The sequence below is a fragment of the Gottschalkia purinilytica genome (assembly GCF_001190785.1).
In the GTDB taxonomy this organism is placed as follows: Bacteria; Bacillota; Clostridia; order Tissierellales; family Gottschalkiaceae; genus Gottschalkia_A; species Gottschalkia_A purinilytica.
On the sequence record NZ_LGSS01000013.1, the window covers coordinates 31279 to 44557 of the forward strand.

Genomic DNA, 13279 nt, shown 5'->3' on the forward strand with positions numbered 1-13279 from the left:
TAAAATTTAAATTGTTGACAAATATATTTTTATCTGATACGATTTTATTGCGTCCATGGAAACAATATTTGAAAGGGTGCCTTTTATGAACTTAGAGAAAAACTTACTATATTTATTTAAAGAACTTTACGAAAAACAAGATGTTCTTAGTAAAGTTTGTAACGAAGACTTATTTGATAAATACGGAAACTCTGAAATTCACTGTATTGATGCCATTGGTATCATGGGTGAAGCAAACGGAACTCAGATTGCTGAACACATGAAAGTTACCCGTAGTGCAGTAAGCAAAATTATTCGTAGGCTATTAAAAGACTGTTTAGTAAATAAATATCAAAAACCTGATAATAAAAAAGAAGTTTTTTACAGACTTTCTAACAAGGGGCAAACAGTCTTTGAAAAGCACCAAAAAGCTCACGAAAAATGGGAGCAACGTGATACTGCTTTTCTACGCACTATTAATGAGAAAGATAAACAAACAGTACTTTCCTTCTTGCAGAATTTCAATAATTATCTAGACGAATTAATCAAGGAGAATGAAAATTAGAATAATTAGCAAAGGAGAATTAAAATGATTATCGATTTAACAACAAAAATTAACCATGAGCTGATTAATGCATGGTTAGATACACAAGAAAACAAACGTATTGCTACTGGGCATGTAGGAACACATCTAGATACTTATCAGAAATCCAACATTCCACTAGAATATTTTGAACGAACTGGAGTTTTATTTGATGTATCAGAAATTGAAAGCGAAAGGGATATTGCTATTTCTGACATAGAGCACATTAAAATCCCTGAAAATAGTTTTGTACTTTTCCGTACTAAGCAAATTGAAAAATATGAATATGGAACAAAAGAGTACTTCCATGATCACCCTCAGCTTTCTCATGATCTTATTGATTATCTAATTAATAAGAAGATTAGTTTTATAGGAATTGACTGTTCAGGTATCAGACGTGGAGATGAACACACACCTGCAGATATTCGTTGTGAAGAAAACGGAATTTATGTTATAGAAAACTTATGTAACTTACAAAATTTATCAAATGCTCCTTTCACTGTATACACTATGTGGCTTGATGATGAAGTAGCTACAGGGTTGAAGTGCAGAGTAATTGTAAAACAATAACTCTATAACTCTTAAATAATATTGTTATTATCTGAAAGTAACTTCACACTAATTTCTATTTTCGAACCTATATCAGCAATAATAAATAAAGCTACTTAAATATTTAAGTAGCCTTATTTATTTAATTACATGTATTATCTATTTTATTTACATCATACACTTTACAACCATTAATTTGACTTAGTATTCCTTGTATTTCTTTATCATCTGACTCTATAGACATGGCTGCATTATCTTTTAAGAAATCAATTTCTTCATTGAGTTTTCCAAAAAACTCATCATAGTCTATATTCTTTACATTTGATTTTAACTCTAAAAAAATAACATACAGTGGATATTGTGTCAGATATTTTAACTCTTTACGAACTAAATATACTTTATTAATTTCTTCATATTTTTTTAAAAATTCCTCTAATTTGTTTAAATTATCATCTGTTATTTTATGTTCTAAGAATTTATCATAATAAGTAATATTCGATCTTTCTTCTGTTGCCATTTCTACCAATTTTTCATATTTCTCTGCCTTCTTATAATACCTTTTAGCTTGTTCTGATTTTCCATTATTGATTAAATACTTATATATTTCATAACATCCATCTATTGTGTATCTTATGTCTATTTTCATAGCTTTTTCAATAAATTCTATTCCTTCTTTATTATCATCTTGAATTTGAATAACTCCTAGTCTATATAAAGCTTCTGCATATTCATTATCTATTTCTATAATATCTTTATAAATATTTATCGCTTCATCTATATCTCCATAATTTTCTTCTAAAACACCCATAAATAGTTTTTCATCAATAGATAAATTATTTACATCTTTTTTTAGTTTTTCTAGCTGCTCTATTCCTTCACTTGTTTCTCTATGCTCTTCCACCCACCAATCTGATATATTATCTTTCCATTGTTTATTAAGTATGTCTATAATATTATCTAAAGATTTGCCTAAATATTCTTCTGATGCTCTCAAACTACAATCTTTATTATAATTACTACTTTCATTTAAATTTAATATTCTATTTTTAGGTGAAGGATGTGTATCAGTAAGGTCTGTATTTCTTTTTAAACCTTTATTAATATATTTAATCATTTTATCTTCTGGTATTGTTTTATATAAATATTTTTTCATTTCATCATATACATTATTAGGCGGTTGAGTAAACTTTCTAATTTGTCTATTGATTTTTGGCCAGAATTCTAAATCTAATGTTTGTTCTCCTATTTCTAATGATAATATTGAATTCTTTATAGTCTCAGTTCCTACAACGATTCCAGCTAAATTGTCTGCTTCATATTCCTGTCCTCGTTGTAGTACAAATGTATAGGCATCAAGATAAGGCTCATAGATGTCTAGAAATCTTTTATATAAAAATCTAGTTCTTCTTTTTTTCTCTTCAATATTGCTACTTATATTTTCCCATGTATCTTTCACCATAATTATCCATCTAGTAATCTTACTATGTTCTTTAGATATATGAGCTATTTCGTGAGCAATCACTGCATCAAGTTCATCTTTTGATAAATGCATAATAAGTGGTACTCCAATAATTAAATAGTTTTTGCAATTACCAAATATCCCGAACTTAGGATGTCTATAAACACTTGCATTAAATTCTTCATTTAGTAATACCTTGTGAATTTTCTTAGCCTTTAGTTGCTTTCTTATTTTTTCTATAGTGTCAAACAACTCTTTGAATTCTTTTTTAGTTATTTCTATTCCTTCTGGTGGATAAATTCTTATCCAAAATCCTTTTAATATTATCCATATAACCCCAAACAGTGGTACTGCAAGCCATTGAGTTATTGCATGTCCTACTAAGTATCCTACATTATCAGATAAAGATAAACTTAGTGAAACTGTACCTGCATAAATTCCTACAACTACTGCCAAAACTAAAAGTAATATTCCAAAGGCATACACATATCCTAAAGTTCCTAATAAAAATACTTTAAACTTGTATAGTTTAGGATGTTTTTGACTATAATCCTCTAATTCTTTTATAATAGATTCAAATCTATCATATTCCATGATGTCCTCCTGCTTTTGTAAAGTTAAGTTGATATCTGTTACATTTCTTTAATTATTATACATAGTTTTATATATCGAGTCTATACTACAAATATTTTATTTATTAATTTTTAGATGATGTTTTTCAAAAATAAAAGATTGTTGAATTATCAACAATCTTTTATTAAAAATTCTATAAATATAATATCAGAATCCTTATGTCTTCTTTAATCTTTTATTTAACTCTAAAAGTTTGAGGTGCTTTTTTGTAAACCAATATTATAGCAAAGATAATATAAATGATAGAAAACCCAATTATAATTGGTAAAACTATATTAGCAGGAGCTTTACTTTTTAGTGACATATAAGCTATAAAATATACAATCCAATTTATTAACCCATAGAAAGGATTTTTCATCTGTAAAGATGTTGTAAAGGGTTGAAATATATAGTACATAAAAATATAATGTATTGAGAAAAACAAAGCTAAGACTATTATATAAAATAAAACTGGTATAATTTCTAAAAGCCTTTCTGGATTATATATAAATGTAGTCAAGAATATTCCTGTGCAAAGTATAATAGTAGGAACAATATTGTTATAGACTATTTTCCTTAATCTTAGAAAAAACATTTTAAGTAAAGCATCACCTTTTTTATAAAATCCATATTGTAATAAACTCCTATCACAATTATAAAACATTGATCTAATTATTCTAGTAGAATTACATAATAAATACATTATAAAAATAAATATAGTATATTTATCAATAAAAACATTAGTTGCTTGACTTCCTAAGTTTTCACTGGTAAAAAAGTTAATTAAAATTAAAACTATAAAAACTCCACCTACTATTAAAGATTTAATTATCATTGGTCTATAGAACATTCTTTTATGTCTATAGAAAAAAATTTCATTTAAATATTGATAGCCATTCTTATCATTAAAAATATCTTTACTTAAATCTTTTTTCTCAAATTCCTTTTCTTTCATCTTTACATCAGCAAATTGAGCTTCTTTTATCGTCTGATTTATATCTTTAAAGTTTTCTATAGTATTTTTTTCATTTATTATATCCCAGTAGTTATCATATTTATAAATATATAAATATCCAATTATACCTAGTATTAAAAAATATATAGTAGTTATTATACTATTAAAAAATCCTACTAAATTTATATATTTAGGTATATCCGTAGCAAATACAACTCCATAATTTCCAACTACAACTAATACAAATAATATAACTTGTATAGCTTCCTTGTTATTAATACTAAAGCCATATTTTTTAAATAAATATAAATGAATGGCTTCAACAAATAAAGAAAAACCAACTATACCTAAAGCCACATTTACTCCTAATAAAGCATTTAAGTTAATAAATTTAAAAAATATAATAAAGACTATGATTTTACTAAAGAGATTCAACCCTTCTTCTAGTACTGTTAATGCTAGAGAATAGTCCTTAGGATGCATTTTCATTTGTTTTACTAGAATAAATTTTTCTTGTTTTATATCTAATAAATCTGAATTTATTATTCTAAGAAGAAAATAAAAAGAAACAATAGAAAAGAATATTCCATCTATTTTTTTCTCTCCTTTTAATATAGCATTCATTGGCAAATAAATTGTTAATAAAAATATAATTCCAGATTCTATAGGTCCACTAATACATTTATAGATTAAAGATAAAGCACTTATAAATTTTTTTATCTTTAAAAAAGAATAGTTCGTTCTTTCAAATAATTTTTTTAGTATAGGAATCCTTTTTAAAAAATAAATGAAGCCATTAATTTTCATAGATACTTGTATACTAATTATAATAAATATATTACTAATCATCGCTATCTTTCTCCCTGAGCATTTCCATTATTTCTTCCTCAAAGTTTGGATTTTTTAACAATTCTTTGTCTATCATTTCAAGCTTTCCTTCATTTAAAACCACTATTTCATCACATAAATCTTTAGCTAATTCAAGAATATGTGTAGAAAAAATAATAATATGATCTTTTTTAATTTCCCTAAGAAGTTTTTTTATCTCTAAAGCTACAACTACATCTAAAGAAGTTAAAGGCTCATCAAGTAGTATTACAGGTGGTCTACTAATCATAAACATTAACATTTGAATTTTGTTTTTCATTCCATGAGAATAAGCTTTAATTAATTTATGTCTATCTTCTTTATTTATTTTTATAATATCAAAATAATCATCAATATTAAGACTACTATTTAATTTATCTTTGTTAATGTCCATAAAAAATTTAATAAATTCATATCCTGTTAGAAACTCAGGAAGTATAGGATTAGAATATACATAAGATAAGTGATCAGATGTTAATTTTTTAATATTTCCTTCATAGGAAATAAGAACTTCTCCTGAATCTTTCTTTAATTCTTCAGCTAAAATATTAAAAAGTGTAGTTTTTCCTGCTCCATTTCTTCCTAATAAAGCATATATTTCTCCTTGCTGAAATGTGAAGCTAATATCTTTTAAGATTTTTTTATTATCAAAAGATTTAGTTATATTTTTTAACGTTAGACTTTTATGTTCCACAATCAATCTTTCCTTTCGTAAATAGATACATAGAAATTATCTAAGTTTACTTCATTATTAATAAACTATCATTTTTTAAATTCTATATTTTTTTATTTTTATATTATCATTACTTACTATGAATTTATAATCTTGTAGATAATATTATCTATCGTCTGAGCTAACTTTTATTTGAATTATTTTTATTGATTTACAGACTTTTATTATAACTCATTTTAAAAATATTTTTTTTAATTTAATAATAATTTTATATTTACATTTTACTGTATATAAGGTGCTTTTTCATTAAATCTAATTTGTATTTAAATACAATACTTTAAATACATCATCTGTTTTTATCGTGAAAGATTTCATCATAGTTCATCCGAGTCAGAATTTCTACTTCATATATATATCTTCAAAAAAATGAAAGATTGTTGAATTATCAACAATCTTTATTGAATATATTTATTTAGTTATACTTAATATTTTATTAATTAACTTGAAAACTTTATTAGTTTTTCAAGTTCTTCTATATTTGATGTCGGTATATTACATGAATAGTTTTCACATACATAAGCTGTTGCTTTATTATCTATCATTTCTTGATTCTCTGTAAAAGGAACTAGCCTATGTATTTCTTTACTTCCATCATTTAATACAACTATTGAAAAAGGTAAAAACTCTTGATTTATTTTATCTAACATTTTCTGAGTATCTTCATTATCCTTATGTCCTGAAATTACAATTTCTTTAGTAGATGATATATTAAATAGTAAAGCCATTAAAAAATACCCATGGTTATTAGGTGATACTTTTACATTTCCACCAAAAGCTTTAAGTATTTTTTGCGCTTTTTCTTCTAAATAATTATCTCCTGTTAATTTGTATAACCTTAGTAAATTCAATGCAGCTACTGAATTTCCTGATGGAATAGCTCCATCATATATTTCTTTATGTTTTACTATTAATTGTTCACTATCTTTTCCATATATGAACAGTCCACCATTTTCATTATCCCAAAATAAATCTAACATTTCTTTGTTAATATCTAGGGCTTTTTCTAAATAATTAGTATCAAAAGTTGCTTCATAAAGTTCTATAAGTCCCCATGTTAGAAATGCATAATCATCTAAATATCCAGGATAAGCAGCTTCCCCATCCCTATATCTTGCTAAAAGTCTACCGTTATCGTCTACTAAATTTTTAAATATAAACTCAACACTCCTTCTAGCCATTGATATATAATCTTTATTTTTGAATACCTTCCCTGCATAAGCCAATGCTGCTATCATAAGACCATTCCATGATGTAAGTATTTTGTCGTCTTTATGAGGATGTACTCTTTTTTCTCTATAGTCATATAGTTTTCTTATTATATTATTAATTTCTTCTTTTAAATCTTTGTTTTTATTTAATTCCTCTAAATCTTTTCCTATTAGGTTTGGGACATTTTTACCTTCAAAATTACCTCTTGGAACTATATTATAGTATTCTGAAAATAACTTTCCTTTTTCATCCCCTAATACATCAAATACCTCTTCATATCCCCATACATAAAACTTTCCTTCTACTCCTTCTGAATCTGCATCTATAGCAGAATAAAAGCCCCCTTCTTTTGAAGTCATATCCTTAATTACAAATTCAAATATTTTTTCAACTATTTCCTTATATATTTCTTTCTTAGTTATTAAGTATGCTTCTGTGTAAACTATAGCTAATAAGGCATTATCATACAACATTTTTTCAAAATGTGGAATTAGCCACTTTTCGTCTACTGAATATCTAGCAAATCCAAAACCAATGTGATCAAATATTCCACCTTTATACATTGACTCTAGTGTCTTTTCTACTATTTCCAAGGAAATTTTACTTTTTGCATATATATGATGTCTTAATAAAAATGATAAGTTATGGGGTGTAGGAAACTTAGGCTGAGTTCCAAATCCACCATATATATTATCAAACGAGTTATTATATTCGGTAAATGCTCTCTTAACGCTTTCAGCCCCTATGTCTTCTTCTACATGTGATAACATATTTTTTTCAACAAATTCTAATATATCTTTACTAGACTTTAATACATCTTCTTTTTTACTGTTCCAACTTTCATGTATAGAATTTAGTAATTCTATTAACCCTACTCTTCCGTATACTGTGTGTTTAGGAAAGTATGTTCCTGCATAAAAAAGCTTTTTATCCGGTGTCATTATAATAGTTAAAGGCCATCCTCCACTTCCAGTTATAGCCTGACAGAAATTCATATATATACTATCTATATCTGGTCTTTCTTCTCTATCTACTTTTATAGCAATAAAATATTTATTTAAAACATCTGCAACTTCTTCATCTTCAAAAGATTCTCTTTCCATTACATGGCACCAATGACAGGTACTATAACCAATACTTAAAAATATAGGTTTATCTTCTTCTTTTGCTTTTTGAAATGCTTCTTCACTCCATGAATACCAGTTTACTGGGTTATAGGCGTGTTGTAAGAGATAGGGACTTTTTTCGCTAATTAGTCTGTTAGGTTCACCATTTGCATTCATATGTATCAACTCCTAGTTTAATTATTATTAGAATTATGATACCCTTTTGATTATGTAATTATTAATAATTATAAGAAAATAGAGGTACTTATATACTTTTAGTATTTAAGTACCTCTATTAATAAAAGTTAATATGTTAAGTTGCTGACGCCAAGTCTTGTCCTATATTATCAAAGATTTAAGAGCATAAACTCCTAAATCTCATCTTAGTATTAGTTTTATAAAATCTAGATATGTTTCATCTATTTATCCTAATTAACTCTTAATATTATTACTAGATATTATCAAATCTTTTCTACGATATACTCCAAGCAGTAATCCAATTAGACCCATATTAACTATAAAGTTCGTACTGCTATATGAAATAAGAGGTAATGCAATATTCATTACAGGAAATAGTCCTAAATTCATGAGCATATTAGCAGTTAACTGTAAAGAGAACACTATAATAATGGAAGTTATAATATATTTTCCATATATTGAATGAATTTTTTTTGTTGTCAAAAACATACGTATGATAGTTAATAAAGCTATGAAGACTATAGCTATACCAACAATCCAGCCAAAAGAAGAAACAATATAGGTAAATACAAAATCAGATTCTAATGCTGGAATTGTAAATCTAGTTCCGAATCCCTTATCATAAAAGTATAGTCCGTCTCCTTTTCCTAATAATTTAGCTCCAGATAATACTTTTTCTATAGATACATATATCCATCCATTTCCTGTTGGATCTTTTCTAGGATTCAAAAAAGCACTTAACTTTTCCATTCGATAATTTTGAGGAATAATATATAAAAGTAAAAAGCCTAACACTGCACCTATTAAACTCCCATATATAGAAATTAAAAATGATTTTTTGTTTCCTTTAAAGTTTTTATCCATAATTGCTATTGTAATCATAACTAAAAATACAAGTCCAAGTATCATAGTGTTTATAAGGGATTTGTAAGCTAAATTAATTGATATAGCTAAAGCTGCTAAACCAAGTACTTTTAACATATCTTTTATATTACCATTTATCCATCTTATTAAAAGACCTGAAAATGATACAAGTAAAAAAGGTATAGATACAGACATTGGATCAAAGCCTATTGGACCAATGATAATATAAGGAAAACCATGCATATCATCTAGAAAATGTATAGATAAAAATAAAAAAGCAATGGTAGCTATAAAAATATGTATAGAGTACTTTTCAAGCCTTGTATAGTCAAAGAAATATAGTGTTAATAAAGTAATAATCCCTATACCTATATATACTAGATAAGATTTAATAGATATATTCTCTGTATTTAAAAAAGCAATATCATTTGCAAGATAAAATAGCACCAGTCCACCTGCTATAACCATCATACTAATAAGAATGATGATAGACCATTCAGTTTTAGGTTTATGAGTTTTATTAAGATTCTCTCCTATTTCAATAGGGTTCCCCATTTGTTTAACTGCCTTTTTTACAGCTTCATCCTCAGTCATTCCATCACTCATATATTCATCCTTAATTTCATCTATATGTACCATTAATTCACTTGAAATATCATTATGAATTTTTTTATACTTTATTTGTTTACACACATCTTTTAAAAATTCTGAGATATACTTATTCAATATTTTCACCTCCTATGATCTTATTTATGGTTCTACTATAAATTTGCCACTCTTTTTGTTTTTCAGCTAACAACTTTCTTCCATTTGTTGTAATGCTGTAATATTTTCGTTTTCGAGTAGATTTAGTATCTTCCCAGTATGCCTCTATCATTCCCCGACTGTGTAGCTCATGTAATATTGGATAAAGAGTTCCTTCTTTTAAAGTAAAAGTATTATCTGATTTCTTTTCTAGTTCCTTAATCATTTGATATCCATACATATCACCTGTGTTCAACAAGTTAAGTACTAACATAGTTGTACTTCCTTTTAAAAGCTCTTTGTTGATTTTCAATTATATACCTCCTATATCTATGTATTGTATATCTATATATTAACTTCAATTCTATACATTGTCAATCAAAGATGCATATAAGAAAAGTCTTAGCTTGCAGTATAGTACTTTAAATTAAAATACAAAATACTTACAAAGAATAGCTTAACTATAATTATTCTAATTATTAACTTAATCCATATCACAACATCTATTTAAATAAGTTAAAATGTAAATATATCATTTAAATCAATCTCTAAATCATTAAAAACTTCAGATTTAGCTATATCATCCTTCAAATATATCTTTGGCTCTTTATATTGATCATCTTCATTTAAAGAGAATATATGAACAAAGTTTTCTTTAGGTGATATGATCCAGTATTCTTTTATCCAAATCTCCTATATAAATTCATCTTATCAATATAATCGATTGAAGCAGTTGAAGGGGATAGTATCTCTACTACAAGGTTAGGAACTCCTTTATAATTGTTCTCTCCTAGTCTATCCTTATTGAATATAACTGTTAGGTCTGGCTGCTGCACCTTATTTGTATTATCACCATCACAAAGCACCACATCAAATGGAGATACAAAATTCACACATTTCCCTCTATTCTTCTTAAAGTAATTTCTAAATTCAGCAGATAAGTTTGCAACTACCGTTGATGTGCTAATGAAGAAGTTGATAGTAAGTTAATCACTCTCACCTAGTCGTATTTAATTGTAATATTTTTCCAAAACAAGTGTAGAAAGTTGTGTAGTTATATTGAATACTTTTAGATGTTGTAGTTTCTATTAGATACTAGCTCTCTAGGTTAATTCTCTATTCTCTTTGAGTTAATGAGTTCAAGTCGTACCATCTTCATAAATGCCATGTTTTCAATATTTTTTCTACTCATAATATTATCACTATATCTTGAAATTATATTTTTATATCTCTATAATTTGTTATATGATCCTATTTATTTCAAGATATCTTTGTTTCAAAAATATAAGAGCACCTAACTCCCCTGCACTATATAATGCAGATGATTCAGCTAGATGCTCTTTATCATATATAAATATATTATTTTTAAGGACTTAGCACGTAGTATCGTCAATGAACGTGACACCAATGACATGTACTATAACCAATACTTAAAAATATAGGTTTATCTTCTTCCTTTGCTTTTTAAAATGTTTCTTTGCTCCATGAATACCAGTTTACTGGATTATATGCATGTTGAAGTAAGTATGGACTTTCTTCTTCAATCAGTCTATTAGGTTTCTTTGAAATGCTCATGTTACCATCTCCCTTTTCTTTTCGAAGTAAAAAATATTAGAAATATTATGAATATTATACTTTTAATGTTACATTATCCCCTTGTCTCTCGTAAGTTATACGTTTTATTATAGTTTTAAGTAAACCATTTCACTCTTTTGGCGTAGATGCAGTTGGCCATTTTCTTTTAAATAATAATCTCAAAAATAAATATCAGAAAACTCAACATTAACAGCATTTATGAGTCTAGTATCCGAATCTAGACAAACTTGATTCTCTTCATCAACTATACCTTCTTTTATTGGCAATATTATAGTAAATGTGCTTCCAACACCTAATTCACTATCTACTTGTATTCTCCCCTCCAAAATAACTATTAACATCTTTACAATAGCTAACCCAATGCCGCTGCCCTCAGCTTGCCTAGAAAGATTTTTTTCAACTTGTTCAAATCGTTCAAAAATTTTCTCATAATTTTCCTTTGGAATTCCTATACCAGTATCACTTACATCAATAGCTATTGTATTATTGATTGTATTTTCTTTAACCTTGACAGTTATACTGCCACCCTCAGGTGTAAACTTTATAGCATTTGACAGAAGATTTAAAATTATACGTTCATATTTTTCGTCATCTATTATAATATTCTTACTACTGATATTAGATTTAAAATATAGATTAATTTTCTTCTGATCTGCATATATATTTACGGATTCTGTAATTAACTTTGTTAAAAGTACAATGTCCACATTCTTCAAATTTAATTTTAACTGATCTGAATCTAATCTGGTAATATCCAATAAATTATTTACAAGACGCAATTGTCTAAATGTATTTAGTTTTATACTCTCTATAAGACTTCTAACACGCTCGGGAATTTTATTAATATGTACATGTTCAATTAATTGGATAGCAGAGTAAATAACATTTATTGGAGTTTTGAATTCATGAGTAATAAGCGTTATAAACTCATCTTTCATAACAAGGTCTTTTTCAAGAAGTTCTCTTTGCTTTTTTTCTGATTTATATAATAATTCCTGTTGTTTATTAATTTTACGACTTTGTTTTCTAAGTAATAGTTCACGTTCTATTGCATCCACTACAGTAGTTAATATCATTAAGAAAAATGGATTATGAAACATTACTTCAGTCATAATACATACAGTACCTAACAATTTGTTATTATTCGAGTAATGGAGTGGAACTCCATAACAAGCACTATTATGGAAATGTGTATGATAATGATTAGTTCCTATTAACTGTACGGGATGATTTTGTTTAAGTGTTAAAGTAACCACATTTGTACCTACATGCTCTTCAATATATTGAACACCCGGATCAATTCCCAATTTGGCTACTGTTGACTTTATCGTTTCATCTCCCAAAGTATCTAACACATATCCGTTTTCATCTGAAATACCTATTAATATGGGAGTACCTTCTAATGATTTAATTATTTTTTTACCAAAAAATCTTACAACGTCTAAAATTTCTTTATATGCTTCTTTCTTTTTAGCTAACTCTAATTCCGACATAATATTTTGAGGTATACCAAGTTTATTGGGATCCATTCCTAATTCTCTACACCTCTTTTTTGATTCTAAAATATAACTTGCCTCTTGCTCATGTATATGTTGCAACATATATTGAATACCTCCTTAAGAACAAAATCAACTACTAAATCTATAATTAGAATACTATTTCAATCACCCTAAATTGCTTAAAAAGTTTAAAAGAATCTTTTATAGTTTAAAGCAGTGTCTTTGTCTATTAAAAAATTAATAACAGGGAGAATAATCATCCAATTGTTTTATTTAAACTAAAATCCCTAGGATTTATTATAGTTAAATTACTTATAATACTTATA

At 26.6% G+C, this 13279-nt stretch carries 11 protein-coding genes and 1 pseudogene; 2 read left to right on the forward strand and 10 right to left on the reverse strand.

All coding sequences use genetic code 11. The features are described from left to right. Positions 1-85 precede the first annotated feature (85 nt). Both CLPU_RS12355 and CLPU_RS12360 read left to right on the forward strand, forming a co-directional pair. A complete protein-coding gene (locus CLPU_RS12355; RefSeq protein WP_050355982.1) occupies positions 86-544 on the forward strand; it encodes a MarR family transcriptional regulator in 459 nt (152 codons plus the stop codon). A 24-nt stretch (positions 545-568) separates the two neighbouring features. Further along, positions 569-1132: a cyclase family protein gene (locus CLPU_RS12360; RefSeq protein WP_050355983.1), complete on the forward strand. Its 564-nt coding sequence runs from the start codon at positions 569-571 to the stop codon at positions 1130-1132. A gap of 121 nt (positions 1133-1253) precedes the next feature. On the opposite strand, the gene CLPU_RS12365 is transcribed toward CLPU_RS12360, so the two are convergent. The 10 genes and pseudogenes from CLPU_RS12365 to CLPU_RS12400 all read right to left on the reverse strand — a co-directional run bounded on the left by CLPU_RS12365 (position 1254) and on the right by CLPU_RS12400 (position 13055). Further along, positions 1254-3164 (reverse strand): M48 family metalloprotease, encoded by a 1911-nt coding sequence (locus CLPU_RS12365; protein ID WP_050355984.1) that lies wholly within the window; start codon positions 3162-3164, stop codon positions 1254-1256. Between the two features lie 214 nt (positions 3165-3378). Continuing rightward, positions 3379-4986: a hypothetical protein gene (locus CLPU_RS12370; RefSeq protein ID WP_050355985.1), complete on the reverse strand. Its 1608-nt coding sequence runs from the start codon at positions 4984-4986 to the stop codon at positions 3379-3381. Further along, positions 4979-5698 (reverse strand): ABC transporter ATP-binding protein, encoded by a 720-nt coding sequence (locus CLPU_RS12375; protein ID WP_050355986.1) that lies wholly within the window; start codon positions 5696-5698, stop codon positions 4979-4981. Before CLPU_RS12375 ends, CLPU_RS12370 begins: the two co-directional genes overlap by 8 nt. A gap of 476 nt (positions 5699-6174) precedes the next feature. Next, a complete protein-coding gene (locus CLPU_RS12380) occupies positions 6175-8229 on the reverse strand; it encodes a thioredoxin domain-containing protein (protein ID WP_050355987.1) in 2055 nt (684 codons plus the stop codon). Between the two features lie 255 nt (positions 8230-8484). Then, positions 8485-9840: an FtsW/RodA/SpoVE family cell cycle protein gene (locus CLPU_RS12385; RefSeq protein ID WP_050355988.1), complete on the reverse strand. Its 1356-nt coding sequence runs from the start codon at positions 9838-9840 to the stop codon at positions 8485-8487. Next, positions 9833-10171 (reverse strand): PadR family transcriptional regulator, encoded by a 339-nt coding sequence (locus CLPU_RS12390; RefSeq protein WP_050355989.1) that lies wholly within the window; start codon positions 10169-10171, stop codon positions 9833-9835. Before CLPU_RS12390 ends, CLPU_RS12385 begins: the two co-directional genes overlap by 8 nt. A 203-nt stretch (positions 10172-10374) precedes the next feature. Then, on the reverse strand, positions 10375-10548 hold the full coding sequence (locus CLPU_RS18285; RefSeq protein ID WP_200898589.1) for a Uma2 family endonuclease: 174 nt from the start codon (positions 10546-10548) through the stop codon (positions 10375-10377). Then, positions 10539-10838: a Uma2 family endonuclease gene (locus CLPU_RS18155; protein WP_200898590.1), complete on the reverse strand. Its 300-nt coding sequence runs from the start codon at positions 10836-10838 to the stop codon at positions 10539-10541. The genes CLPU_RS18285 and CLPU_RS18155 overlap by 10 nt, the downstream gene beginning before the upstream one ends. A 409-nt stretch (positions 10839-11247) precedes the next feature. Next, positions 11248-11433: pseudogene (locus CLPU_RS17920) on the reverse strand (DUF255 domain-containing protein). A gap of 179 nt (positions 11434-11612) precedes the next feature. After that, positions 11613-13055 (reverse strand): ATP-binding protein, encoded by a 1443-nt coding sequence (locus CLPU_RS12400; RefSeq protein ID WP_050355991.1) that lies wholly within the window; start codon positions 13053-13055, stop codon positions 11613-11615. Positions 13056-13279: the final 224 nt, after the last annotated feature.